This window comes from Roseomonas sp. KE0001 (genome assembly GCF_016107285.1).
In the GTDB taxonomy this organism is placed as follows: domain Bacteria; phylum Pseudomonadota; class Alphaproteobacteria; order Acetobacterales; family Acetobacteraceae; genus Pseudoroseomonas.
On sequence record NZ_RCVQ01000002.1, the window covers coordinates 403799 to 427147 of the forward strand.

General features: G+C 72.0%; 24 protein-coding genes. 11 read left to right on the forward strand and 13 right to left on the reverse strand.

From position 1 onward, the window contains the following. Nucleotides 1-94 precede the first annotated feature (94 nt). Together D9598_RS05460 and D9598_RS05465 are read right to left on the reverse strand one after the other, a co-directional pair. Nucleotides 95-880 (reverse strand): IclR family transcriptional regulator C-terminal domain-containing protein, encoded by a 786-nt coding sequence (locus D9598_RS05460; RefSeq protein ID WP_198365377.1) that lies wholly within the window; start codon nucleotides 878-880, stop codon nucleotides 95-97. Continuing rightward, nucleotides 877-1812 (reverse strand): LysR family transcriptional regulator, encoded by a 936-nt coding sequence (locus D9598_RS05465; RefSeq protein ID WP_198365378.1) that lies wholly within the window; start codon nucleotides 1810-1812, stop codon nucleotides 877-879. Before D9598_RS05465 ends, D9598_RS05460 begins: the two co-directional genes overlap by 4 nt. A gap of 110 nt (nucleotides 1813-1922) precedes the next feature. On the opposite strand from D9598_RS05465, the gene pcaH reads away from it, so the two are divergent. The 3 genes from pcaH (at nucleotide 1923) to glcF (ending at nucleotide 4660) form a co-directional block, all read left to right on the forward strand. Next, a complete protein-coding gene (gene pcaH, locus D9598_RS05470) occupies nucleotides 1923-2648 on the forward strand; it encodes a protocatechuate 3,4-dioxygenase subunit beta (RefSeq protein ID WP_198365379.1) in 726 nt (241 codons plus the stop codon). 2 nt (nucleotides 2649-2650) lie between these two features. After that, nucleotides 2651-3232, forward strand: a complete 582-nt coding sequence (pcaG, locus tag D9598_RS05475) for a protocatechuate 3,4-dioxygenase subunit alpha (protein WP_198365380.1) — start codon at nucleotides 2651-2653, stop codon at nucleotides 3230-3232. 111 nt (nucleotides 3233-3343) lie between these two features. Further along, entirely contained in the window at nucleotides 3344-4660 is a 1317-nt protein-coding gene (glcF, locus tag D9598_RS05480; protein WP_198365381.1) for a glycolate oxidase subunit GlcF, read from the forward strand. A 49-nt stretch (nucleotides 4661-4709) separates the two neighbouring features. Here the strand turns inward: glcF and D9598_RS05485 are convergent, their stop codons facing one another. Together D9598_RS05485 and D9598_RS05490 are read right to left on the reverse strand one after the other, a co-directional pair. Next, complete coding sequence (locus D9598_RS05485; RefSeq protein ID WP_198365382.1) at nucleotides 4710-4898, reverse strand: soj family protein; 189 nt, start codon at nucleotides 4896-4898, stop codon at nucleotides 4710-4712. A gap of 100 nt (nucleotides 4899-4998) precedes the next feature. Next, nucleotides 4999-5211 (reverse strand): hypothetical protein, encoded by a 213-nt coding sequence (locus tag D9598_RS05490; protein WP_198365383.1) that lies wholly within the window; start codon nucleotides 5209-5211, stop codon nucleotides 4999-5001. Between the two features lie 264 nt (nucleotides 5212-5475). On the opposite strand from D9598_RS05490, the gene D9598_RS05495 reads away from it, so the two are divergent. Together D9598_RS05495 and phbB are read left to right on the forward strand one after the other, a co-directional pair. Continuing rightward, nucleotides 5476-6492: an amino acid ABC transporter substrate-binding protein gene (locus D9598_RS05495; protein WP_198365384.1), complete on the forward strand. Its 1017-nt coding sequence runs from the start codon at nucleotides 5476-5478 to the stop codon at nucleotides 6490-6492. Nucleotides 6493-6609: 117 nt separating this feature from the next. Next, entirely contained in the window at nucleotides 6610-7332 is a 723-nt protein-coding gene (phbB, locus tag D9598_RS05500) for an acetoacetyl-CoA reductase (protein WP_198365385.1), read from the forward strand. Between the two features lie 45 nt (nucleotides 7333-7377). Here phbB and D9598_RS05505 read toward each other — a convergent pair whose 3' ends face one another. Further along, nucleotides 7378-7743, reverse strand: a complete 366-nt coding sequence (locus D9598_RS05505; RefSeq protein ID WP_198365386.1) for a phage holin family protein — start codon at nucleotides 7741-7743, stop codon at nucleotides 7378-7380. A gap of 109 nt (nucleotides 7744-7852) precedes the next feature. After that, nucleotides 7853-8824, reverse strand: a complete 972-nt coding sequence (locus tag D9598_RS05510) for a phosphoribosylaminoimidazolesuccinocarboxamide synthase (protein ID WP_198365387.1) — start codon at nucleotides 8822-8824, stop codon at nucleotides 7853-7855. Nucleotides 8825-8996: 172 nt separating this feature from the next. Here D9598_RS05510 and D9598_RS05515 point away from each other — a divergent pair, with 172 nt between their 5' ends. Next, a complete protein-coding gene (locus D9598_RS05515; protein ID WP_198365388.1) occupies nucleotides 8997-11117 on the forward strand; it encodes a TonB-dependent receptor in 2121 nt (706 codons plus the stop codon). Between the two features lie 54 nt (nucleotides 11118-11171). Here D9598_RS05515 and D9598_RS05520 read toward each other — a convergent pair whose 3' ends face one another. Further along, the gene (locus D9598_RS05520) at nucleotides 11172-11876 is read right to left on the reverse strand and encodes a glutathione S-transferase (protein ID WP_198365389.1); all 705 of its coding nucleotides are present in this window, start codon (nucleotides 11874-11876) and stop codon (nucleotides 11172-11174) included. Nucleotides 11877-12038: 162 nt separating this feature from the next. On the opposite strand from D9598_RS05520, the gene D9598_RS05525 reads away from it, so the two are divergent. Beyond that, a complete protein-coding gene (locus D9598_RS05525; protein ID WP_198365390.1) occupies nucleotides 12039-14372 on the forward strand; it encodes a bifunctional diguanylate cyclase/phosphodiesterase in 2334 nt (777 codons plus the stop codon). A gap of 8 nt (nucleotides 14373-14380) precedes the next feature. On the opposite strand, the gene D9598_RS05530 is transcribed toward D9598_RS05525, so the two are convergent. Genes D9598_RS05530 through gloB form a run of 3 tightly spaced genes read right to left on the reverse strand, consistent with a single transcriptional unit; the run spans nucleotide 14381 to nucleotide 16430 of the window. Beyond that, nucleotides 14381-15010 carry a bifunctional 2-polyprenyl-6-hydroxyphenol methylase/3-demethylubiquinol 3-O-methyltransferase UbiG gene (locus D9598_RS05530; protein WP_198365391.1) on the reverse strand — a complete coding sequence of 210 codons (630 nt, stop codon included), beginning with the start codon at nucleotides 15008-15010 and terminating at the stop codon, nucleotides 14381-14383. Continuing rightward, nucleotides 15007-15681, reverse strand: a complete 675-nt coding sequence (locus D9598_RS05535) for a glutathione S-transferase N-terminal domain-containing protein (RefSeq protein ID WP_198365392.1) — start codon at nucleotides 15679-15681, stop codon at nucleotides 15007-15009. The genes D9598_RS05530 and D9598_RS05535 overlap by 4 nt, the downstream gene beginning before the upstream one ends. Nucleotides 15682-15701: 20 nt before the next feature. Beyond that, nucleotides 15702-16430, reverse strand: coding sequence for a hydroxyacylglutathione hydrolase (gloB, locus tag D9598_RS05540; RefSeq protein WP_198365393.1), 729 nt, complete (start codon nucleotides 16428-16430; stop codon nucleotides 15702-15704). Between the two features lie 57 nt (nucleotides 16431-16487). Here gloB and D9598_RS05545 point away from each other — a divergent pair, with 57 nt between their 5' ends. Further along, nucleotides 16488-17279: a methyltransferase domain-containing protein gene (locus D9598_RS05545; protein WP_232476915.1), complete on the forward strand. Its 792-nt coding sequence runs from the start codon at nucleotides 16488-16490 to the stop codon at nucleotides 17277-17279. A gap of 99 nt (nucleotides 17280-17378) precedes the next feature. Here the strand turns inward: D9598_RS05545 and D9598_RS05550 are convergent, their stop codons facing one another. The 3 genes from D9598_RS05550 to D9598_RS20955 all read right to left on the reverse strand — a co-directional run bounded on the left by D9598_RS05550 (nucleotide 17379) and on the right by D9598_RS20955 (nucleotide 20355). After that, nucleotides 17379-18554: an acetyl-CoA C-acetyltransferase gene (locus tag D9598_RS05550; protein ID WP_198365394.1), complete on the reverse strand. Its 1176-nt coding sequence runs from the start codon at nucleotides 18552-18554 to the stop codon at nucleotides 17379-17381. 138 nt (nucleotides 18555-18692) lie between these two features. After that, a complete protein-coding gene (locus D9598_RS05555) occupies nucleotides 18693-19709 on the reverse strand; it encodes an alpha/beta fold hydrolase (RefSeq protein WP_370591951.1) in 1017 nt (338 codons plus the stop codon). 16 nt (nucleotides 19710-19725) lie between these two features. Further along, the gene (locus D9598_RS20955; protein ID WP_232476916.1) at nucleotides 19726-20355 is read right to left on the reverse strand and encodes a hypothetical protein; all 630 of its coding nucleotides are present in this window, start codon (nucleotides 20353-20355) and stop codon (nucleotides 19726-19728) included. Nucleotides 20356-20548: 193 nt separating this feature from the next. Here D9598_RS20955 and phaR point away from each other — a divergent pair, with 193 nt between their 5' ends. The 3 genes from phaR to D9598_RS05570 all read left to right on the forward strand — a co-directional run bounded on the left by phaR (nucleotide 20549) and on the right by D9598_RS05570 (nucleotide 23344). After that, nucleotides 20549-21160: a polyhydroxyalkanoate synthesis repressor PhaR gene (gene phaR, locus D9598_RS05560; RefSeq protein WP_198365396.1), complete on the forward strand. Its 612-nt coding sequence runs from the start codon at nucleotides 20549-20551 to the stop codon at nucleotides 21158-21160. A 123-nt stretch (nucleotides 21161-21283) separates the two neighbouring features. Then, complete coding sequence (locus tag D9598_RS05565; RefSeq protein ID WP_255528639.1) at nucleotides 21284-21733, forward strand: helix-turn-helix domain-containing protein; 450 nt, start codon at nucleotides 21284-21286, stop codon at nucleotides 21731-21733. Between the two features lie 156 nt (nucleotides 21734-21889). Next, nucleotides 21890-23344: a multicopper oxidase family protein gene (locus tag D9598_RS05570; protein WP_198365397.1), complete on the forward strand. Its 1455-nt coding sequence runs from the start codon at nucleotides 21890-21892 to the stop codon at nucleotides 23342-23344. Nucleotides 23345-23349: the final 5 nt, after the last annotated feature.

Sequence of the window (23349 nt, forward strand, 5' to 3'; positions counted from 1 at the left end):
CTCGGCGAGAACGTTCTCGCTGAAGCCCGTGGCGTCAAGCCGGCCAGGCTCACATGACCGTGAAGTCGCCTGAATGCAGCCCGACCGCGCCGGATCAGCCGGGGATGGTGCGGCGCAGCTCCGCGGCGGCGGCCAGCAGCGGCGGCAGCAGCCGCTGGCACACGGCCCCGGCCTCGCCACGCGAGGTTCGCTGGCCGATGTTGATGGCGGCGACGCAGCGCCCGCGCTGGTCGCGCACCGGCACGGCGAGGGAGCGCAGACCCAGCTGCAACTCCTCCTCCACCATGGCGAAGCCCTGCCGGCGCGCGGCGGCGACGGCGGCGCGGATCTCCTCGCGGCTGGTGCGGGTGTGCTCGGTCAGCGCCGCCGGCGTCAGCCCGGCCAGGAGATGCTCCATCACCCCCTCGGGCAGCGCGGAGAGCAGGGCGCGGCCGAGCGCCGTGCAATGCGCCGGCAGCCGGCTGCCGACCCCGAGGGAGACCGGCATGATCCGCTGCGCCGCCGCACGGGCGATGTAGACCACCTCCGCCCCGTCCAGGATCGCCGCCGAGCAGCTCTCGCCGGTCGCCTCCCGCACCGCCTCGAGCTGCGGCATCAGCAGATCGGGCAGGGTGGCGCTGGCCAGCCACGCGCCGCCGAGGCGCAGCACGCGCGGCGTGAGGCAGAAGTGCCGCCCGTCCGTCTCGGCATAGCCGAGCTCGGCCAGCGTCAGCAGGCAGCGGCGGGTGGCGGCGCGGCTGAGGCCGGTGTCGCGCGCCAGCTCGGCGATGCTGGCGCGCGGCCGCCCGGCGAAGGCCTCGATCACCCGGAGCCCGCGCGACAGGCCGCCGAGCAGGTCGCGGCTGCCGGGCGCGCGGGGCGGCGGGAAGGCCCGGGTCACGGCGCGGCGTCCGGCGCGGCCTCGCGCAGGGCGGCGGCCGTGGCCTGCAACTCGCCGCGCAGCCAGGCGTGGCGGGCGTCCTGCTGGTCGCGCCGGTGCCAGGCCATGTAGAGCGGCAGCGCGCCGAGCCGGCCCCTGGCGGGGGGCAGGGGCACCGGCGCGTGCGCCAGGCCGCGCAGCGCGCCGTGCCGCAGCAGGCCGGGCAGGGTGGCCAGCATGGCGCTGCCGCGCAGGAAGGCGGCGACGCCATCGAAGCCCGGCACGCGGATGGCGATGTCGCGCTGCAGGCCCTCGGCCTCCAGGCGGCGGTCGAAATCGAGGGCCTCACCCTCGGGATGCAGCACGGTGATGTGGCGGGCGGCGAGATAGGCCTCGGCCGTCTCGGGGGGGCGCCGCGCGGCGGCGTCGTAGAAGCAGGCGTAGCGGTCGGTCAGCAGGCGCTTCTGCAGGATGTCGGTGCCGGCGGGCGGGAAGGGCGTGATGATCAGATCGCAGCCCTGCTCGCGCAGCAGGGCCGCGCTGGGCGCGCCGGAAGGGACCACGCGCAGGCTCAGCCGCGCCACCTGCGCCTCCACCCGGGCGAAGAAGCCGGGCAGCAGCAGGTCGCGCTGGAAGCCGTTGGCGGCGATGGTGAAGCCGATCCGCGCGCTGGCCGGGGTGAAGACATCCATCCGCACCAGGCCCTGCAGGCCGTCGAGCAGGGCCTGGGCCGGCCCGGCCAGGCCGCGCGCATAGGGGGTGGCGACGATGCCGCGGCCCGATTTCACGAAGAGCGGATCGCCCAGCAGGCCGCGCAGCCGGATCAGCCCGTGGCTCGCCGCCGACTGGCTGAGGCCGAGGCGCCCGGCGGCGGTGACGGAGCCTTCCTCCAGCACGGCGAGGAAGAGGCGCAACGCATGGCCATCGAGCGAGAAGGCATCGATCCTGCTCATGCATCGCATGATAAATACCCGGTTTCCTCATGCAAGGCGACGCGGCAGGCTGAGCCCGGAGAAGGCGCCGCCCCCGCCAACACGCCGGCGCCTCCGCGGGAGGACCATCCATGCCCAGCCTCGGCGACATCATCCGCCGCGACCGCTCGCTGCATCCGCCGCCCCTGACGCCGCAGTACAAGACCAGCGTGCTGCGCAGCCCGCGCCGCGCCCTGGTCTCGCTGGAGCCCGGCCCGGGCGAGAATGCCGGGCCGGTCTTCCGCGCCGATCTGCTGGCGCCGCTCGACAACGACCTGATCCGCAACCACGCCCGCGATGGCGAGGCGGTGGGCGAGCGCATCATCGTCCATGGCAGGGTGCTGGACGAGACCGGCCGGCCGGTGCCGCGCACCCTGCTGGAGGTGTGGCAGGCCAATGCCGGCGGCCGCTACCGGCACCACAACGACAGCTACCTCGCGCCGCTCGACCCGAATTTCGGCGGCGCCGGGCGCTGCATGACGGATGCCGAGGGCAACTACTTCTTCCGCACCATCCGCCCCGGCCCCTATCCCTGGCGCAACAACGGCAACGACTGGCGGCCGGCGCATATCCACGTCTCGCTCTTCGGCGAGGCCTTCCTGCAGCGCCTGGTGACGCAGCTCTATTTCGAGGGCGACCCGCTGATCCCGCTCTGCCCCATCCTCGGCACCCTGCCCGACCCGGCGGGGCGCGAGCGGCTGGTGGCGAGGCTCGACATGCAGAACTCCATCCCCTTCGACGCGCTGGCCTATCGCTTCGACATCGTGCTGCGCGGCCGGCGGCAGACCTTCTTCGAGAACCGGCCGGAGGGCCTCTGACCATGCCCGTCGAATACCTGAAGGAGACGCCCTCCCAGACCGGTGGGCCCTATGTCCATATCGGCCTGCTGCCGGTCGCCGCCGGCCTCGCCACCCGCACCCAGGAACAGCCGCATATCCTGGAGGGCGCCGGCGAGCGCATCCGCCTGACCGGCGTGGTGATGGACGGCTCCGGCCACCCGGTGCGCGATGCGTTGCTGGAGCTGTGGCAGGCGGACCGGGACGGCAGGCACAATGCCGGCGGCTTCCTCGGCTGGGGCCGCGCGGCGGCCGATCCGGCGAGCGGCGAATGGGTCTTCGAGACCATCCGGCCCGGCGTGGTGCCCTGGCGCGACGGGCGGCCGCAGGCGCCGCATGTCAGCCTGCTGATCTTCGCCCGCGGCATCAACATCCACCTGCACACGCGCCTCTACTTCCCCGAGGACGCCGCGGCGCTCGAGGCCGACCCGGTGCTGCGGAGCATCGAGCAGGCGGGACGCCGCGCCACCCTGGTCGCCGCGCGCACCGGGGCCGCCGACCTGCCGACCTACCGTCTCGTGATCCAGCTCCAGGGCGAGGCGGAGACGGTGTTCCTCGACATGTGAGGACGGCGGGAGGCCGGCGCGGACGGCGGTTTCCCGCGCCCCCTCCCGCCCGGGTGCTTGCACCGCGACCGCTTCCCTCCCACCCTGAAGGACGGGACGGAATCAGGCGGCATGCAGACGAACTTCACGGCGGAGCAACTGGCGGACCCCGACACGCGGGAGTCCAACACCATCCTGCGCACCTGCGTGCATTGTGGCTTCTGCACCGCCACCTGCCCGACCTTCGTCCTGCTGGGCGACGAGCTCGACAGCCCGCGCGGCCGCATCTACCTGATCAAGGACATGCTGGAGAGCGGCCAGCCGGCGACGGAGGCGGTGGTGCGGCACGTGGACCGCTGCCTCTCCTGCCTCTCCTGCATGACCACCTGCCCCTCGGGCGTGCACTACATGCATCTGGTGGACCATGCCCGGCGCTACATCGAGGAGACCTATACCCGGCCCTGGCCGGAGCGGCTGCTGCGGCGCGTGCTCGGCGCCACCCTGCCGTATCCGGGGCGCTTCCGCCTGGCCCTGCGGGCGGCGCGGCTGGCGCGTCCGCTGCGGGGCTGGCTGCCGGGGCGCGGCACCACCTTCGGCCGGATGCGCGCCATGCTGGAGCTGGCGCCCGAGACGCTGCCGCCGGCCGATCCGGCGCCGGCCGTCCGCCGCTATCCCGCCGAGGGCGAGCGGCGCGGCCGTGTCGCGCTGCTGACCGGCTGCGCGCAGACCGTCCTGGCGCCCTCCATCAACGCCGCAACCATCCGGCTGCTGACGCGGATGGGGGTCGAGGTGGTGGTGAGCGAGGGGCAGGGCTGCTGCGGCGCGCTGAACCACCACATGGGCCAGCACGATCCGGCCATGGCCCTGGCGCGGGCCAATATCGCCGCCTGGACGCGGGAGATCGAGGGCGAGGGGCTGGACGCCATCGTGGTGAACGCCTCGGGCTGCGGCACCACGGTGAAGGACTACGGCCATATGTTCCGCGAGGAGCCGGAGCCCTGGGCGGCGCGGGCGGCCCTGGTGGCGGCCCGGGCGCGCGATGTCTCGGAAGTGCTGCTGCAGTTCGGCTACGCGCCGAGTCGCGCGGCGCCGGAGCTGACCGTGGCCTATCACGCGGCCTGCAGCCTGCAGCACGGGCAGAAGATCACCTCGGCGCCGAAGCAGTTGCTGGCGCGCGCCGGCTTCACGGTGAAGGAGCCGGCCGAGGGGCATCTCTGCTGCGGCTCGGCCGGCACCTACAACCTGATGCAGCCGGAGATCGCCGGGGCGCTGAAGGCCCGGAAGCTGGAGAATATCGGCCGCACCGGGGCGGCGGTGATCGCCAGCGGCAATATCGGCTGCCTGACGCAGCTGGGCTCGGGGCCCCTGCCGGCGATCCATACGGTGGAGTTGCTGGACTGGATGGCAGGCGGACCGGCCCCGGCGGGATTGTCTGACGGGACTGTCTGATGGGGCGGCCTGGCGGGCTCGCGGGAGCCCGCCCGGGCCGGGGGTCCTGTCAGGCCGCCATCTTGCGGGCGGCGCCGTCCCGCGCCAGCACCGACATGGCCTCCGCCACCAGGCCGGCCGCATCCTCGGAGCCGGCCTCCAGGCAGCAGCGTTCGGCGTGGCTCAGCAGCCGCAGCACGGCCGCGAGGTCTCGTTGCGCCTGATGGGTCCAGAGGACCGCAGCGATAGGGGTATCCATCGGAAAGGACCGCCACTCGATGTTGGGATGCGGCCGCGCTTACACCGCAATCCTCGCGCGGACCAGAAAAAAGCGCGGTCCGGGCCGATGGCCGCGCGGCCTATTGCAGCAGGCGGCCCGCGCCGGCCGGCGCCAGGTCCCGGGACAGCGACGGCGCGGCGGGCAGGAGGGTGGCGGCGAGGGCGAGGTGCAGCGCGGCATCGGCGGCGCCCAGGCGCCGGCACTCCGCCTCCAGATAGGAGATCATGCGGGAGAGGGCTTCCTGGTCTGAGCCGGCCTGCGGGTCGCGCGAGGAAAGGGTGTGCCTGGCCATGGGAGAGAGTTTCTTCCGCTGCTTCACCCTGCTCGGGCGAGGTGATGTTCACGCCCCCGTGATACTCGGTAGCGTTTCAGAAGATCAATGACTTTATGTTGCAGTAAGGATCCGTAACACAATCAGAAATTGTAAAGCCGCGCCAGACACGATCATGGTCGCGACTTGTCCACAGGATTGACGGTGCTTTTACGCCCGGCGAGGCATGCGCCCGGCGCGGGGATGCTCTACGCTGGACGCCGAACCGCCGGAGATAGCCGCCCCATGCGCGTCCTGATCGCCTTGCTGGCCGCCCTGCTCGCCCTCGACGCCGCGCCGGTCCTGGCGGGCCCGACCCTGGACGGGGTCAGGGCGCGCGGGCAGCTGGTCTGCGGGGTCAATACCGGGGTGGCCGGATTCTCCGCGCCGGACAGCCGGGGCGAGTATCAGGGGCTCGACGCGGAGTTCTGCCGCGCCGTGGCGGCCGCCACGCTGGGCGATGCATCGAAGGTCCGATTCGTGCCCACCACCTACCAGACGCGCTTCGTCGCCCTGCAATCGGGCGAGATCGACCTGCTGGCGCGCAACGTGACGCAGACGCTGATGCGCGACACGGCCATGGGCTTCAACATGGCCGGCGTCAACTTCTACGACGGCCAGGGCTTCCTGGTGCCGCGCGCCTCGGGCATCGCCGGCGCGCGGCAGCTCGACGGCGCCACGGTCTGCGTGCTGCCCGGCTCCACCAGCGAGCTCAACCTCGGTGACTATGCGCGGCGCGAGGGCCTGCGCCTGCAGCCCGTGGTGCTGAGCTCGATGGACGAGATGACGGCCGCCTACCAGTCCGGCCGCTGCGACGCCATGACCACCGATGCCTCGCAACTCGCCGCGCTGCGCGTCTCGGCCCTGCGCGAACCCGAGGCGCATGTCATCCTGCCCGAGCGGATCAGCAAGGAGCCGCTCGGCCCGATGGTGCGGCATGGCGACGAGGAGTGGCGCGACATCGTGACCTGGACCCTGGCGGCGCTGATCGAGGCCGAGGAGCTGGGCGTGACCCGGGCCAATGCGGCGGAGATGCGCGGCGGGCAGGACCCGAACGTGCTGCGCCTGCTCGGCGCCACGCCGGGCTTCGGCAAGGCGCTGGCGCTGCCGGAGGACTGGGCCTTCCAGGCGATCCGGCAGGTCGGCAACTACGGCGAGATCTTCGACCGGACCCTGGGCAAAGGTTCGCCCATCGGCCTCGAGCGCGGCCTGAACGACCTCTGGACCCGCGGCGGCCTGATGTACGCCCTGCCGCTGCGCTGAGGCGCGGCGGGGCCTCAACAAGACCATGGCATCCGGCCGCCGGCTATGATGCCATGGTCGACGCGGAACCGGAATGAAGCCGGTCCCGCCATGAACCTTCACGGAGGAGGACAGCCTATGGCAAGAGTGGCCCTGGTCACCGGCGGGCAGCGCGGCATCGGCGCGGCCATCAGCGAGCAGTTGCAGAAGGCCGGCCGCAAGGTGGTCGCCTCCTATGCCGGCAATGACGCCGCCGCTGCGGCCTTCACCGAGCGCACCGGTATCGCGACCATCAAGTTCGACGTCTCCGACTTCGAGGCCTGCCAGGCCGCGGTCGCCCGGATCGAGGCGGAGCACGGACCGATCGAGGTGCTGGTGAACAACGCCGGCATCACCCGCGACGGCACCATGAAGCGGATGGACCGCAAGATGTGGGACGACGTGATCGACACCAATCTCGGCTCCTGCTTCAACATGGCCAAGCTGGTCTGGGACGGGATGATGTCGCGCAAGTTCGGCCGCATCGTCAACATCGGCTCGATCAACGGCCAGGCCGGGCAGTACGGCCAGGTCAACTATGCCGCCGCCAAGTCCGGGATCCACGGCTTCACCAAGGCGCTGGCGCAGGAGGGCGCGCGGGCCGGCATCACCGTGAACGCCATCGCGCCCGGCTATGTGGACACCGAGATGGTGCGCGCCGTGCCGGAGGACGTGCTGCAGAAGATCATCGCACGCATCCCGCGCGGCCGCCTCGGCACCGCCGAGGACATCGCGCGCGGCGTCGCCTTCCTGACCGCCGACGATGCCGACTTCATCACCGGCTCGACGCTGTCGATCAACGGCGGCCAGCACATGTACTGAGGCGGGGCGTTCCGCCGGGGCTCCAGCGGCCCCGGCGGCGGTCCTTCAGCGGTTCTCGATGCCGGCGGGCGCGGCGTCGCCGATGGTGCGGTTGACGATCCACGACACCACCGCGACGATGATCGCCCCGAAGAAGGCCGCCCAGAAGCCCGAGACCTGCATCCCCGGCATCACCAGCGCCGTCAGCCCGAGCATCGCGGCGTTCACCACCAGGGTGAAGAGGCCGAGCGTGAGGAGGTTCAGCGGCAGGGTGAGCAGCATCAGCACCGGCCGGATCAGCGCGTTCACGATGCCGAAGACGATGGCGGCGATCACCAGATTGAACGGTCCGCTGAAGTTGATGCCGGCGATCAGCATGTCGGCGCACCAGAAGGCGAAGGCCGTGATCAGCGTGCGGGCCAGGAAACCCATCGGGCATGTCCTCCATGAATGCGCTGGCGCAACGCGGCCGCCGGCGCGGGGTTGCGAAGCTTAAGCCGGGTCGCCCTGCCTGTCCGCCACCCGCCGCGCCCCGGGAGGCTCAGGCATAGCGCGCCAGGTTGCGGCGGATGCGGGCCAGCACCGGCTCGTCCAGGGAGGGCAGCGCGAAGGTCTCGCCGGTGATCTGCTCGAAGGCGGTGACATAGACGGCGGCGGTGGCCAGGATCACCGCCTCGGGGATCTCCGGGATCGGGTCCTTGTAGGGATCGCAGCGCGCCACCACCCAGTTGCGCACGAAGTCCTTGTCGAAGCTCTCCGGCTTCTCGCCGGCCTCGAAGCGCGCCGGATAGCTGCCGGCCAGCCAGTAGCGGCTGCTGTCCGGCGTGTGGATCTCGTCGGCCAGGACGATGTTGCCCTCGGTGTCGAGGCCGAACTCGTACTTCGTGTCCACCAGGATCAGCCCGCGCCGCCGCGCCAGCTCCTGCCCGCGCGCGAAGAGGGCGAGGGCGTAGCGGGAGAGGGTCTCCCACTGCGCGGCGCTCAGCAGCCCCTTCTCCAGGATCAGCGCCGGCGTCAGCGGCTCGTCGTGCCCGCCGTCGAAGGCCTTGCTGGTGGGCGTGATGATCGGCCGGGGCAGCTTCTGGTTGTCGCGCATCCCGTCCGGCAGGGTGACGCCGTACATCTCCCGCTGGCCGGCCTTGTAGAGCGTCAGGATCGAGGTGCCCGTGGTGCCGGCGAGATAGTCGCGCACCACCACCTCGACCGGCAGGATGTCCAGCCGCTTTCCCACCACCACGTTGGGGTCCGGGTATTCGAGGACATGGTTGGGGCAGATGTCGCGCGTCTGCTCGAACCAGTAGCGCGCCGTCTGGGTCAGCACCTGGCCCTTCAGCGGAATGGCCGCCAGGATACGGTCGAAGGCGCTGATGCGGTCGGTGGTGATGAGGATGCGCCGCCCGTCCGGCAGGTCGTAATTGTCCCGCACCTTGCCGCTGTAGTGGTTGGGAAGCTCGGCGATGGTCGCGTCGTTCAGGATGTGCCGCGCATAGGGCGCGAGGGTGCTGGGATCCATGGCCGTTATCCTGCAAGCGGTGGGCGCCGCAGGGTAGCGGCTGCCGCCCAGCCTGTCAGGAGGCAGGTAAGTTCCGAATGGCCACGCTTAGGGCAAACACCGTCTTCCAAGAGTAATGTTATACTGTATCATATTGTCCTCACTATAAGCTGTAGCAGAGCCGAGTCGATCCATGTCACGTCGTCATCTCCTCCTCACAACGGCCCTTCTTCCCACGCTGCTGCCGGCGATCCCGCGCGCCCAGGAGGAGGTGCGGCTGCCGCCGGTTTCCGTTACAGCAAGCCCGGTACAGACCGGGCAGATCGGTAGCTTCGTGCCGCTCACGACGTTGGAGCAGCCGGCGCTGTCCAGCGCCGCGCCGCGCAGCCTGGCCGAGGCGCTGGCCGACGAGCCGGGCATCAGCGCCACCGGCTTCGCCCCCGGTGCCAGCCGCCCGATCATCCGCGGCCTCACCGACAATCGCGTCCGGCTGCAGGAGAACGGCTTCACCGCCGGCGATGTGTCGGCCTACGGCGCCGACCATACCGTACCGCTCGATCCGCTCGCCGCCGAGCGCGTCGAGGTCATCCGCGGACCGGCCTCGCTGCGCTGGGGCTCGCAGGCCATTGGCGGAGTGGTCAACATGATCAACAACCGTATTCCGACCAGCCTGCCGGAGCGCAACGTCCAGGGTCGCCTCGCTGGCGGGTGGAACAGCGGCAGCCGCGGCTGGGACGGTCTGGCTACGGCCGATGTGCGGGCCGGCAACTGGGTGCTGCATGGTGATCTCTTCGGGCGCAAGGATCACGACTACGAGCTGCCGGATGGCGGGCGGCAGGCCAACAGCTTCGTCCGCACCGACGGCCAGGCGCTCGGTCTGAGTTATGTCGGCGAGCAGGGCTTCATCGGCACTTCCATCTCTCGTTTCCGCAGTCTCTACGGCATTCCGGGCGGCGAGGAGGCGGAGTTGGGCATCTCTCTGGATGTCGAGCAGTTCCGCTGGGCAAGCCGTGGCGAATACCGCCCGTCGAGTGGTCCGCTGCGCAGCGTCAGCTACTGGCTCGGCTTCAGCCGCTACCGGCATGAGGAGATGGGCCTCGAACATGAGCATGGCCATGATCACGAGGAGGGCGAGGAGCATGAGCACGAGGAGCTTGCAGGTGCCCGGGTCGAGCATGGCGGCTTCCGCAACATCACCTGGGATGGGCGCCTCGAGCTGCAGCACCAGCCGATCGAGACCAGCATTGGCGCGCTGAACGGCACGCTCGGCCTGTCCTTCGAGCAGGAACGGCTGCGCACCACTGGCGAGGCGCTGGACTTCCTGCCGCCTGCCGACACCGACCGCTATGCCGCCTATCTCTTCGAGGAGCTCAGTCTCACTCCGACGCTGCGGCTGCAGGCGGCGACCCGGATCGAGATGGTGCGGATCGGCGGCGCCACGGCGGATTTCGGCGGCGGCCTGCTGCCGTCCGAGGAGGGCCAGGAGCTTGCCAACAGCTCCTACGAGCGCGACTACACCCCGGTCAGCGTCAGCTTCGGCCTGCTGAAGGACCTGCCCTGGGCGATGCAGGCGCGCGTCACCGGCCAGTATGTCGAGCGGGCACCGAGCGTCGCGGAGCTGTTCTCGCGCGGCTCTCACCATGCCTCGGGCACCTTCGACATCGGCAATCCCGACCTGCGCAAGGAGTCGGCCGTGACCGGCGAGATCGGCCTGTCGCGCAACAGCGGCAGCTTCCGCTTCGACACCAGCGCCTTCCTCTCGCGCTTCGACGGCTTCATCTATCAGGCACTGACGGGCAACAGCTGCGACGAGGACTTCGCCTCCTGCGCGCCCGGCGGCGAGGGCGAGTTCCTGCAATCCGCCTACGGTCAGCGCGATGCGCGCTTCTGGGGCGTCGAGGTAAAGGCCGAGCAGGACCTGTTCCGCCTTGGCGGCGGCCGCTTCGGCCTGTCCGGACGCTACGACTTCGTGCGCGCCGAGTTCACCGGCGGCGGCAACCTGCCGCGCATTCCGCCGCACCGCCTCGGCGGCGGTATGTTCTGGCGCAACGGCGGCTGGAACACCGGCATCGACTATCTGCACGCCTTCGACCACAACCGCACCGCCGACAACGAGACCTCGACCAAGGGCTATGATTCTCTGAATGCCCGGATCGCCTACACCGCGCCGCTCGGCAGCGATCTGGGCCTCACCCTCGCGGTCGTCGCCAGCAACCTGCTCGACAGCAACATGCGCAACGCCGCCTCGTTCAAGAAGGACGAGGTTCTGCTACCCGGCCGGACGGCGCGGCTGATGGCGATACTGACCTTCTGACGATGGCCTGCGCCGGATCCTGGTGTCCGGCCTGACCGCTGGCAGGTGTTCGCCTCACGGCTTATCCAGCTCCGGATAGTGCCGGAAGATGCCCTCGCCGAAGTCCAGCCGGCGCTTGCTGCCCAGATAGGCTTTGAGTTCCGGCAGGGTCGCCACGGCGTCGCGCAGCGCCACCAGGCGGGGCAGCTCCGGCTCCAGCGTCGCCATCCGGCGGGGAAAGGCGAAGCGCAGCCCCTCGAGGAGTTGGAACAGCGAAAGGTCGGCATAGGTCCAGCGCCGTCCGGCCAGCCAAGCGCTGGCACCGCCCTCCAGCACCCGCTCGAAGTAGCCGAGGAACTTCGGCATGCGGCTCTCGCGGAAGGCCCGGGCCCGCTTCGCCGCCGGGCCCTTCTGCGCCTCGTAGTAGTCGCCGGGGTCGATCGGATGATGCGTGTCGTGCGCCTCGGCCACCATGTCGGCGATGGTGAGCTGCAACTGGTGCACCCAGAGCCGGCCCTTCAGGGTCCGGGGCGCCAGGCCGTGCCGCTGGCCGAGGAAGAGCAGGATATTGGCGGTCTGGGCGATGGTCATGCCCTCCGCCACCAGATAGGGGGGCGCGAAGGGCGGCTGTTCGCGCCGCGCCGCCATGTCGGGCTGCAGCCGCCCGGCATCCTTGCCGCGGGCGCATTCGCGGTAGGGGATGCGCCCCGCCTCCAGCGCCAGGCGGACGAATTCGCCACGGCCCGGCAGGCCGTCCCAGTACCAGAGCTCGTAGGTCATGCCGCCTCCATCGCCCCGCCTCCATCGTCGGGAGTCCGGAACCGCAACGCCCGGCGCCGAGAGTGGATGCAGGCGGTGCCTCGCTAAGCCCTTGCTCATCATTGGCGGGGCATAAGCGCGTCATCGAACCGCAACCTTCCAGGGACGCGAAGGGCAGGCGCCATGTTCCATTCCGGTCCGGGCCTGCCGCAGGCCCTCCGCAACGATCTGGCGGCGCCGCCGGGGCTGGACCTGGACGGGCCGGCCGGCTGGCTGCGGCGCCGGCTGCCCTTGCTGATGAACCAGGGGCTGCTGGTCGATCTCGGCCTCGTCGCCGCGACCCTGGCGCTGCTCTGGCTGGGCACCCTGCTGCACATCCGGCTGGAACGCCGGGAGAGCCTCACGGCGGCGGAGCGTCATGTCAGCAACCTCGCCGGCGCCTCGCAGCAGATCCTCGCCCGCACCATCGAGGCCATCGACCAGCGCCTGCTCTTCCTGCGCGAGGCCTACCGGCAGGACCGTATCGGCTTCAGCCTCGATTTCCTGCGGCGCGAGAACGGCATCCAGCAGGACATGACGCTGCAGACCGCCATCATCGGCCCCGACGGGCGGCTGCTGATGACCAATCTCGGCCCGGTGCGCGGCCCGGGCCTGGACCTCTCGGACCGCGCCCATTTCCGCGTGCACGCCGAGAGCCCGCGCGACGACCTCTTCATCAGCGTCCCGGTGATGGGGCGCGAATCCAAGCGCTGGTCGGTGCAGTTCACCCGCCGGCTGACCGACCCGGACGGCGGCTTCGGCGGCGTCGCGGTGATCTCGCTCGATCCCGGCTGGCTGACCCAGGTCTACGACACGCTCGACATCGGCCGCGGCACCGTGACGCTGACGGGCGAGGACGGCATCCTGCGCGCCCGCGCGCCGTTTCTCTCCGGCACGCTCGGCAACGATCTGAGCGGCAGCGAGGCGTTCCGCAGCATGGTGGGGCGGGAGGCGTCGGTCTTCCGGGGGCCCAGTGTCGCCACCGGCATGGAGATGATCATCGCTGCGCGGCGGGTGCGCCCCTATCCCGTGATGGTCGCCGTCGGCATCGACCTGCGCGACGCGCTGGCCGGGCACGAGGCCTATCGGCGGAGCCTGCTGAACGCGGTGGCGGGGCTGACGCTGATCCTGCTCGTCGGTGGCGGGCTGATGGTGCGGCAGCGGCTGCAGAGGCTGCTGTCGCAGCAGCAGATCCGGCACATGGCGCATCACGACGCGCTGACCGGCCTGGCCAACCGGGTGCGGCTGCAGGAGCAGCTGCGGCAGTGGCTGCGGCAGGAGCGGCCGCTGGCCGTCCTCGCCCTCGACCTCGATCGCTTCAAGCCGGTGAACGACACCTATGGCCACCATGCCGGGGACCAGGTGCTGCGCCAGGTCGCCGGCCGCCTGCTCGCCCTGGCCGGCCCGCACGATCTGGTGGCGCGGATGGGCGGGGACGAGTTCCTGCTGCTCTGCGACGCCGCCGCCGGCGCCGAGGCGATGGAAGCGCTGGGCCGCCGCATCCTCGCCTCGGTCGCGGCGCCCTATCTGCTGGAGGGCTGCACGGCGCAGATCGGCACCAGCATCGGCATCGCCCTCTTCCCGCGCGACGGCACCTCGCCGGACGCGCTGCTGCGCGGCGCCGATGCCGCGCTCTACGCCGCCAAGACCGGCGGCCGCGGCGCCCTGCGCTTCTTCCTGCCCGACATGGAGGACGACCAGCGCGAGCGCCGCGCGCTGGAAGCGGAACTGCGCGAGGCGGTGCGGCAGCAGACGCTCAGCCTGGAGTACCAGCCCATCCTCGCCTGCGGCGGCGCGCTGCGCGGCTTCGAGGCGCTGTTGCGCTGGTCGCATCCCCGCCGCGGCCCGGTGCCGCCCGCGAAGTTCATTCCGCTGGCGGAGGAATGCGGCCTGATCCTGCCGCTCGGGCGCTGGGTGCTGCAGCAGGCCTGCGGCGACGCGGCGCGCTGGCCGGCGCATCTGCGCGTGGCGGTGAACCTCTCGCCGGTGCAACTGCGCGATCCCGGCCTGCCCGCCATGGTGAAGCAGGTGCTGGCCAGCACCGGCCTGCCGCCCGGCCGGCTCGAGCTCGAGGTCACCGAGGGCCTGCTGATCGAGGACGCGCAGCAGGCGCTGGCCGCCATCGAGAGCCTGAAGCGGCTGGGCGTCAGGCTGGCGCTGGACGATTTCGGCACCGGCTATGCCAGTCTCGGCTACCTGCACCGCTTCCCCTTCGACCGCATCAAGGTCGACCGCTCCTTCATCGGGGCGCTCGGACAGCGGAAGGCCTCCCATGCCATCGTCGAGGCGATGCTGACCATGAGCGCCAGCCTCGGCATGGAGGTCACGGCGGAAGGGGTGGAGACGGCGGAGCAGCTGGATTTCCTGCGCCGCCACGACTGCGACGAGGTGCAGGGCTTCCTGCTCGGCCGCCCGCAGCCCCTGGCCCGGCTCGATGGGCTGCTGCTGGCGCCCCTGTCCTGTCCGCCGCCGGGCTGAGCCCCGTCCTACCCCGCCGCCACCCGCTCTCCGGCGGGCCTGCGCCAGATCCCGCGCACCACCTCGGCCACGCCCTGGTGGCGGGGGCCCTCATCCAGCAGCACCCCGCCCTCCAGGCATTCCAGCAGTTCCAGCCCGGCGAAGGCGGCCTCGGCCGTGGCGCGGCTCCAGAGCAGGGCGGGATCACGCGGGCCGCCGCCGCGCCGGCCCTGCTGCGCCGCGGCGAAGCCTTCCAGCACCAGCAGCCCGCCCGGGGCCAGGGCCTGGCAGGCCCCGGCCGCGACGGCCGCCCGGTCGGCGGGCGGCAGATGCACGAAGATCCAGGCGATCAGGTCGTAGCGCGCCACGGGCCAGTTCCACCGCGCCAGGTCCGCGACCGCCGTGGCCAGCGGCACGCCACGCCGGCGCGCCAGATCGGCCGCCCGCGCCAGGCCGGTGGCGGACCAGTCCACCGCCGTCACGGACAGCCCCCGCCCGGCCAGCCAGACGCCGTTGCGCCCCTCGCCGTCGCCGAGGCAGAGGGCCGTCATGCCGGGCCGCAGCCGGGGCGACAGGCTTTCCAGGTAGCGGTTCGGTTCCTGGCCGAACAGCCAGGAGCCGGTGCCGTAGCGGGCATCCCAGGCCGCGGCGTCGCTCATCCCGCGGCCCCGCGCGGCGACATCAGCCGGCCGCCATCAGCCCAGTCGCCATCAACCCGGCCGCCATCAACCCTGGGGCGGGGCGGGGCGGTGCGGGCGATGGCCGGCGCCGCCGCGACCTCGGCATGCCATGCGGCGAGGCGCGGATGCGCGTCGCGCCAGGGCTCCTGGGCGAAGCGGAAGTCGAGATAGCCGAGGGCGCAGGCGGTGGCGACAGCGCCGATATCGGCCAGTCCCTTCGGCGGATCGCGCTCCAGCTCGGCCAGGCTGCGCGCCACCGCCGCCTTCTGCCGCGCGCCGAAGGCCTGGCGGCCCTCGTCCTGCGGCAGGCCGTCGCTCATGCGCCGGGCCACGGCGGCATCCATCATGCCATCCGCCAGGGCCTGCCGCACCAGCGCGGCGAGGCGGGCGGGGCCGGCGGCCGGGAAGAGCGGCGCCGCCTCGCCCAGCCCGTCCAGATACTCGCAGATCACCGGGCTGTCGTAGATCGCCTGGCCGTCATCGGTCAGCAGGCTCGGCACCTTGGACAGCGGATTGGCGGCCAGCAGGGTCTCCGGGCTGGCATGGGCATTGGTCGGCACCAGCTCCAGCCGGCCCTCGAGACCGCGCAGGATGGCGCAGGCCATGACCTTGCGGACGAAGGGGCTGGAGGGGGAATGGAACAGCTTCAAGGCGGCCTCCCGGCGTTGCTTCAGCGGAAATTGTCCTTCGCCGCGCGGATTCGCGCCAGGGCCTCCGCGCTCTCCGCCCGCAGGAAGGGGTTGGTCTCCAGCTCCTGCCCCAGCGTGACAGGCAGGGTGGGCTGCCCGGCGGCGCGGGCGGCGTCGACCTCGCCCGCGCGGCGCTGCAGCGCCGCGTTCTCCGGCTCCACCGTCAGGGCGAAGCGGGCGTTGCTCTGGGTGTATTCATGGCCGCAGCAGACCAGCGTCTGCGGCGGCAGGGCCTTGAGCAGGCCGAGCGCGCGGAACATGTCCTGCGCCGTGCCCTCCAGCAGCCGGCCGCAGCCGAGGGAGAACAGGGTGTCGCCGCAGAGCAGCACGTCGCCATCGGCGAAGTAAAAGGCGATATGACCGAGGGTATGGCCGGGGCTGTCGATCACCTGACCCTCGGTCTCGCCCACCCGGACCGTGTCGCCCGGCCGCACCGCCTCGTCGAGCCGGGGCAGGCGATGGGCGTCGGCGGCGGCGCCGATCACCCGCGCGCCATAGCGGGCGCGCAGCGCCTCCACCCCGTCGACATGGTCCGCGTGGTGATGGGTGAGCAGGATCAGGTCCAGCCGCCCGCCCTCCTCCTCGATCGCCTCGATGGCGGGCGCGGCCTCGCCGGGGTCGCAGAGGGCGATGGTGCCGGTCGCGGCGTCGCGCAGCAGCCAGGCGTAGTTGTCGGACAGGCAGGGCACGGCCTGGACGGTGACGGCCATCGCATTCTCTCCCAAAGCGCGCCGCCCGCGGCGCAGGATCGGCGGGCGGGGCGTGTCATGCCTCGAAACAGCCTCTATATCCATCGCATGAACCTTGGGGTCCATGCCGAGATCGCGCCGGAAGGCCTCGCCGAGGGCTTCGGGCATCGCGACTTCTACGCCTCCGCCACCGGACAGGTTGCGGCGCGGCTGCTGCGCGGGCGGCTGGCACGCCTCTGGCCGGAGATGACGGGGCGGGAGGTGCTGGGCCTCGGCCATGCCGCGCCCTTCCTGCGCCTCTGGCGCGAGCAGGCGGCGCGGACCCTCTGCTGCAACCTGCCGGAGACGGATGTGGCGCCCTGGCCCCGCCGAGGGGGGTGCCTGACCGCGCTGGTCGAGGAACACCTGCTGCCCTTTCCCGACTTCAGCTTCGACAACGTGCTGCTGGTGCATGGGCTGGAGGGTTCGGAAAACGCGCGGCGCATGCTGCGCGAGATCTGGCGGGTTCTGAAGGAGGACGGCCGCCTGCTGATCGTGGCGCCGAACCGGCGCGGCATGTGGGCGCATCTGGAGACCACCCCCTTCGGCCAGGGGCGGCCCTATTCGATGGGCCAGATCACCCGGCTGCTGCAGCGCAACCTCTTCGCCGTCGCCCGCCGCGACACCGCGCTCTACATGCCGCCCTTCCAGTGGCGCCTGCTGCTGCGCAGCGCCGGCGCCTGGGAGGGGGTCGGCCGCGCCCTGGCGCCCCGCTTCGCCGGCGTGGTCATCGTCGAGGCGCGCAAGGAGATCTACGGCGCCATGCCGGCGGGCGCGGTGAAGGCGCCGGGGCGGCGCGTGCTGGTGCCGGCGGCGGCGACGGCCGGCTGAGGCCGGGGCGGAGGAAGGGTCATGCCGGGCCGCGGCGCGGCATGACCGGCGGTCGAAGCGGCGGGACGGACCGCCCGGAGACGGCCCTTCCCCCGGGGCTCAGGCGGCCTCGATGCACATGGCGACGCCCATGCCGCCACCGATGCACAGCGTCGCCAGCCCCTTCTTCGCGCCGCGCGACTTCATGCCGTAGAGCAGGGTGGTCAGCACCCGCGCGCCCGAGGCGCCGACCGGATGGCCGAGCGCGATGGCGCCGCCATGCACGTTCACCTTCGACGTGTCCCAGCCGAGGTCCTTGTTCACCGCGCAGGCCTGGGCGGCGAAGGCCTCGTTGGCCTCGATCAGGTCGAGATCCTGGTGGTTCCAGCCCGCCTTCTGCAGCGCCTTGCGGCTGGCCGGGATCGGGCCGGTGCCCATGATCGCCGGATCGACGCCGGCGGTGGCCCAGGAGACGATGCGGGCCAGCGGCGTCAGGCCGCGCTTCGCCGCCTCGGCGGCCGACATCACCACCAGCGCCGCGGCGCCGTCATTGATGCCCGAGGCATTGCCGGCGGTGACCGAGCCGTCCTTGGCGAAGGCCGGGCGCAGCTTGGCCAGGATCTCGCGGCTGGTCTCGGGCTTCGGGTACTCGTCGTTCTCCACGACCGTGTCGCCCTTGCGGCCCTTCACCGTGACCGGCGCGATCTCGTCGCGGAAGGCGCCGGACTTCATCGCCTCGCCGGCCTTGCGCTGGGAGTTGAAGGCGAACTCGTCCTGCTCGTCGCGGCTGATCTGGTACTTCTGCGCCACGTTCTCGGCCGTGTTGCCCATGTGGTAGCCGTTGAAGGCGTCCCACAACCCGTCCCGGATCATCGTGTCGACCATGGCGAAGTCGCCCATCTTCACGCCGGCGCGGAGGTTCGCGCAGTGCGGCGCCTGGGTCATGCTCTCCTGCCCGCCGGCGACGACGATGGAGGCATCGCCCGAGGCGATCTGCTGCGCCGCCAGCGCCACGGCGCGCAGGCCCGAGCCGCAGAGCTGGTTGATGCCGAAGGCGGTGGCCCCGGCCGGGATGCCGGCGGCGATGGCGGCCTGACGGGCGGGGTTCTGCCCGGCGCCGGCGGTCAGGATCTGGCCGAGGATCACCTCGTCCACCTCGCCGGCCTCGACACCGGCGCGGGACAGCGCCGCCTCGATCGCGACCTTGCCCAGGAGATGCGCGGGCAGGCTGGCGAAGGCACCGTTGAAAGAGCCCACGGGCGTGCGCGCGGCGGATGCGATGACGATATCGGTCATGGGGCTGGTCGACTCCCTTTGCTGTTCTGCGTCGCGGCCGGGAAGGGCGGCAACGGTGCGGTCCCGACACAATCTGTGGCGGGGGCGGCTGGGCCACAAGGTGGGCCGCGCGGGGCGGCCTGTCCATGGCCGGGGTGCTCAGAGGCCCGCCAGCCATTCGCCCAGCGGCCGCCAGAGCACACGCTCCGCCCGCCCGCCCGCCGCCATGCCGATATGCCCGGCGGCGACGCGCTCCACCCGGGCGCCGGGCAGCCGGGCGGCCAGCGCCATGGCCGAGGCGGGGGGCACGATACGGTCGGCCTCCGGCACGGCGACGAAGCTCGGCAGGGTGAGCGCCGCCGGATCGACCGCCGCCCCCGCCACGCGCCAGGCCAGCCGCGCCGGCTCGTTGCGGCCGTACCATCCGGCCAGCGCCTCGCGCGCCACGGGGGCCGCCAGCGGCACGCCGTCGTTCAGCCAGTCCTCCAGCGCGACGAAGAGCCGGGCGCGGGCGCCGGCCTGATCCATGGCGGCGAAGGCGCGGAACTTGCCGGCGATGCTCCAGGGATCGAGGCCGGCGAAGAGCGTCTGGATGGCATCGACCGGCAGCGCGCCGTGCAGGTCCAGCGCCGGCTCCAGCCCCGGCAGCAGGGCGGCCAGGGCCGCGGCGCGGCCGGCGGCGCCCTCCTCACCGGCATGGAAGTCCCACGGCGTGGCCAGCAGCGCCAAGCCGCGCAGCCGCTCCGGGCGGCGCAGCGCGAGCGCCAGGGTGAGCAGGCCGCCCATGCAGTAGCCGAGCAGGACCGGCGGCCCGAGCGGCGCGAGGGCGGGGGCGGCCAGGGCCCGCTCCAGCCGGCCGGCGATGTAGTCGGTCAGGGTGAAGCCGCGTTCCGCCGCCTCCGGCCACCCCCAGTCGAGCAGCAGCACCCGGCTGCCCGAGGCCGCCAGGTGGCGGAGCATCGAGTGCTCCGGCGTCAGGTCCAGCACATAGGCGCGGTTGACCAGGGAGGGCACCACCAGCAGGGGCGGCCCCGCGCCGCCATAGTCGAGCAGGCGGCTGCCGCCCTCCCGCCAGAGCACGGGCGGCTCCGCCATGTCGCGCCGGTAGGGATGGCGGCGATAGGCGGCGATGCCGGCGACGAGGGCGCGGTCCTGCCGCGCCAGGCGGCGCAGCACGGCGGCGCGGAACCGCTCAGGTGGGTGGCCGGCGGCGGCGAGGGCGGCGGTGATCCGCTGCGCCTCCCGCTGCCCTGCCCTCGAGATCGGCCAGGCGCCGTTCCAGCTCGGCCAGCCGGCCGAGGAGGGCCGCCCCTCCGGGGTCAGCGCCATCGCCGCGCCCCAGCCCCGCATCAGCGCCAGGCTCAGATGCATCGGCAGGGGGCGGGGGCCGCGGCGGTTCGGCGGCGGCGGGTTCATCGGGCGCCGGCCCTTGCGGCGGCGTGCCGGCCGGCCTGTCGGCGGCGGTCCAGGGGAACAGGCCGGGCGGGAACAGGCCGGATGGAAAGAGGCCCGATGGAAAGAGGCCGGCGAAGCCGGGAGGAGCGCCCGGGGCGGGGTTCGGCGGGAAGCCGGGCGCGCCGAAGCCCGGCGGGGCGGGAAAGCCGGGCCAGGACGGCGCCGGCCCGCGCGGCGCCGCGGCGCCGCGCATCCAGGCGGCGCCGAGCGCGGCGGCCAGCGAGACCTGCGCCGCCCAGGCCTCCGCCAGTTCGCGATCCGCGGCCAGCGCCGTGATCTCGCTCTGCCACAGCGTGATCCAATCCTCTGCCAGCCTCTCGAGCGTGCCTTCCGGGTCGTCCGCCCCGGTCCCCGCGCTGCGCGACATACCGATCCTTCGTTGCGGCGCCCCGCCTTGCCGGCCTCACCGGGAATCCGCCTGGCGCGCGCCGGAACATAGCGCCGGATGGCGCGCGCGAAAGGGCGGGCGGGATCGTTGCGCCACCAGACGCTTGTCGCACTGCGGGATGTGTCATGCTAGCGTCCTCGCATCGCTCCAGCGGGACCGGGAGGAAGAGAGCATGGCCGAGCAGGCGAAGCAGCACGTGGCCGAGGACGCGACGAGGCCGACGGTTGTCATCAAGAAGTACGCCAACCGCCGGCTCTACAACACCGAGGCCTCCTCCTACGTGACGCTGGAGGATCTCGCGCACATGGTCCGCGACGGCCGCGACTTCGTCGTCTACGACGCGAAATCCGGCGACGACATCACCCGCGGTGTGCTCACGCAGATCATCGTCGAGGAAGAGGCCAAGGGCCGCAGCCTGCTGCCGACCTCCTTCCTGCGTCAGCTCATCGGCTTCTACGGCGACAGCCTGCAATCCCTGGTGCCGCGCTATCTGGAGGCCGCCATGGGCACCTTCGCGCGCCAGCAGGAGCAGATGCGGGTTTCCGTCGAGCAGGCCATGGGCAACTTCAAGCCCATGGTCAATCCGCTCGCCGGGCTCGAGGAGGTCAGCAAGCAGAACATGGCGATGATGGAGCGCGCCATGACGCTGTTCAGCCCCTTCCCGCGCCGCGACTCCACGCCCGGCGCGCCGGCGGAGGCGGATGAGGTTGCGGCTCTGCGAGAGGAAGTACAACTTCTGCGGCAGCGTCTGGCGAAAGCCGAGAGCAATTCGGGAAAATCCTGAGAGATCCCTCTGAATCGAGTTGAATTATCACGCGATTGTTAGAAGAGACCGAACGATCTGCGACAAAGTTTGCGCAGGCTTATCCTATTTGAGGTTGAGAACATCGCTTCCTGGATGAGCAGCATGGCCGCAACCGACGTGGATGACATCGTGGCAGGGCCACGCGCAGTGGGCGAGGAATCGGAGGATCCCTCGACCCAGCGCGCCAAGCAGGCCGACAAGCATGTGGGCGCGCGGATCCGCGAGCGCCGGCTGATGCTGGGCCTGTCGCAGCAGCAGCTTGCCAGCATGATCGGCGTCACCTACCAGCAGGCGCACAAGTACGAGCGTGGCCTGAACCGGATCTCCGCCGGCCGTCTCTTCGAGATCGCCGCCGTCCTGGCGGTGCCGGTCTCCTGGTTCTTCGAGGGCCTGGCGGAGGACGGCTCGGCGCAGCCCCTCGGCGTGCGGCAGCGCATGTGCCTCGAACTGGCCCGCAACTTCGCGCTGATCGACAACGAGAAGCACCAGGAGGCCCTGAGCCAGATGGCCCGTGCCCTGGCCGCGCAGTCGCAGGGCCGCAGCCTCGACTGACAGCGGGGGGTTGTCCCCCCGGCCGGCCGTTCCTGCGAACGGCTCGCAACCAGCAGGACTTTCGCCGGAAGCGGGGCTAGGGTCGACCTCAGACCTTACCCGCCGCCGGAGTCCTGGCATGATCTCCTCCTCCATCCCCGGCCGCGCGCGCTGCGCATGACCGGGTTCTCCTCCCTTCGGCGCCGTGGTCTGCTCGCCGGGCTGGCGGGGCTCGGCCTGGCGAGGGCGGCGCCTGCCCAGGCGGGCCAGCAGGCGGGGCAGCGGCATGAATGGCATTTCGTCGCCGCCGAGCGGGAGGCCCGCCTCCTGGGTCCCGAAGGCCCGGCCTCGCGCATCTGGAGCTATACGGACGGCCTGCTGCCGGTGCTGCGGATCCGGCAGGGAGACAGCATCCGGGCCGTGCTGGAGAACCGCCTGCCCGAGCACACCACCATCCACTGGCATGGCGTGCGCGGACCCAACGCCATGGATGGGGTGCAATACGTCACCCAGCCGCCGGTCGAGCCGGGACAGAGCTTCACCTACGACCTCACGCCGCCCGACACCGGCACCTTCTTCCTGCATCCGCACTGCAACGAGCCCGGGCAGGTCGGGCGCGGCCTCGCCGCCGTGCTGGTGGTGGAGGGCGACGAGGCGGAGCTCGCCGATGCCGATATCGTCCTGGCGGTGAAGGACTGGCGGCTGGCCGGGGATGGCGCCTGGCTGCCCTTCGTGACGCCACAGGGTGCCGGCCGGGCGGGCACCTTCGGGACGCGGCGCGCCGTCAACGGCCGGCCGGACTTCTCGGCCACAGTGCCGGCGCATGGCGATGTGCGGCTCCGCCTGCTCAACCTCGATGCCACCCGCACCCTGACGCCGCGCGTGGAGGGGGCGGAGGCCGTGGTGATCGCCACCGACGGCAATGCCCTGTTGCCGCCCGCCCCGCTCGAGGGCTGGAGGGTCGGCGCGGCCATGCGGCTCGATCTGCTGCTGCGCGCCCCGGCGGCGGGCGGGACCGTCACGCTCCATGACGACTTCTCCCGCACGCCCTGGCCGATCGCGCGCCTCACCGCCGCGCCCTCCACCCGGCCGCCGCGCCCCTTCGCGCCGCGCGGGCTGCGCCCGGGCCGCGTTCCGCGCGCCGACCTCGCGCGCGCCGAGCGGCTGCCCTTCGCCTTCAGCGCCTCGCTCGGCCTGCCGGGAACAGCGCCGGGGGATATCGCCGGCCTGCCGCCGGAGGACCCCTTCGCGCAGGTGCTGCTGGACAGCCTTTGCACCGGGCGCCAGACCTTCTGGGCGATCAACAAGTCCACCTGGCCCGGCGGCGCGCAGGGCGACCACCGCCACCTGCCGCCGCCGCTGGCCGAGCTGAAGGCCGGCCGCAGCTACATCTTCGAGCTGCACAACACCACGCCGCACCCCCACCCGATCCACCTGCACGGCCACACCTTCGAGGTGCTGTCGCTCTCGCGCCAGGAGGGCCTGCCGAGATTCCTGGCCGACACCGTGCTGCTGCAGCCGCGCGAGCGCGCCGAGATCGCCTTCGTGGCGGCGCCAGGCAACTGGATGTTCCACTGCCACGTGCTGGAGCACCTGGAGACCGGCATGATGGGCTGGTTGCGGATCGGCTGAGGCGC

Coding starts and splice junctions, on each gene's coding strand:
- D9598_RS05485 (WP_198365382.1), bottom strand. CDS start 4,898: ATGGATACCCCTATCGCTGCGGTCCTCTGGACCCATCAGGCGCAACGA.
- D9598_RS05565 (WP_255528639.1), top strand. CDS start 21,284: ATGGCCGCAACCGACGTGGATGACATCGTGGCAGGGCCACGCGCAGTG.
- D9598_RS05490 (WP_198365383.1), bottom strand. CDS start 5,211: ATGGCCAGGCACACCCTTTCCTCGCGCGACCCGCAGGCCGGCTCAGAC.
- D9598_RS20955 (WP_232476916.1), bottom strand. CDS start 20,355: ATGTCGCGCAGCGCGGGGACCGGGGCGGACGACCCGGAAGGCACGCTC.
- D9598_RS05550 (WP_198365394.1), bottom strand. CDS start 18,554: ATGACCGATATCGTCATCGCATCCGCCGCGCGCACGCCCGTGGGCTCT.
- D9598_RS05510 (WP_198365387.1), bottom strand. CDS start 8,824: ATGGATCCCAGCACCCTCGCGCCCTATGCGCGGCACATCCTGAACGAC.
- D9598_RS05515 (WP_198365388.1), top strand. CDS start 8,997: ATGTCACGTCGTCATCTCCTCCTCACAACGGCCCTTCTTCCCACGCTG.
- phbB (WP_198365385.1), top strand. CDS start 6,610: ATGGCAAGAGTGGCCCTGGTCACCGGCGGGCAGCGCGGCATCGGCGCG.
- D9598_RS05530 (WP_198365391.1), bottom strand. CDS start 15,010: ATGAGCGACGCCGCGGCCTGGGATGCCCGCTACGGCACCGGCTCCTGG.
- D9598_RS05520 (WP_198365389.1), bottom strand. CDS start 11,876: ATGACCTACGAGCTCTGGTACTGGGACGGCCTGCCGGGCCGTGGCGAA.
- D9598_RS05495 (WP_198365384.1), top strand. CDS start 5,476: ATGCGCGTCCTGATCGCCTTGCTGGCCGCCCTGCTCGCCCTCGACGCC.
- glcF (WP_198365381.1), top strand. CDS start 3,344: ATGCAGACGAACTTCACGGCGGAGCAACTGGCGGACCCCGACACGCGG.
- pcaG (WP_198365380.1), top strand. CDS start 2,651: ATGCCCGTCGAATACCTGAAGGAGACGCCCTCCCAGACCGGTGGGCCC.
- D9598_RS05545 (WP_232476915.1), top strand. CDS start 16,488: ATGCCTCGAAACAGCCTCTATATCCATCGCATGAACCTTGGGGTCCAT.
- D9598_RS05525 (WP_198365390.1), top strand. CDS start 12,039: ATGTTCCATTCCGGTCCGGGCCTGCCGCAGGCCCTCCGCAACGATCTG.
- pcaH (WP_198365379.1), top strand. CDS start 1,923: ATGCCCAGCCTCGGCGACATCATCCGCCGCGACCGCTCGCTGCATCCG.
- D9598_RS05465 (WP_198365378.1), bottom strand. CDS start 1,812: ATGAGCAGGATCGATGCCTTCTCGCTCGATGGCCATGCGTTGCGCCTC.
- D9598_RS05570 (WP_198365397.1), top strand. CDS start 21,890: ATGACCGGGTTCTCCTCCCTTCGGCGCCGTGGTCTGCTCGCCGGGCTG.
- gloB (WP_198365393.1), bottom strand. CDS start 16,430: ATGGCCGTCACCGTCCAGGCCGTGCCCTGCCTGTCCGACAACTACGCC.
- phaR (WP_198365396.1), top strand. CDS start 20,549: ATGGCCGAGCAGGCGAAGCAGCACGTGGCCGAGGACGCGACGAGGCCG.
- D9598_RS05505 (WP_198365386.1), bottom strand. CDS start 7,743: ATGGGTTTCCTGGCCCGCACGCTGATCACGGCCTTCGCCTTCTGGTGC.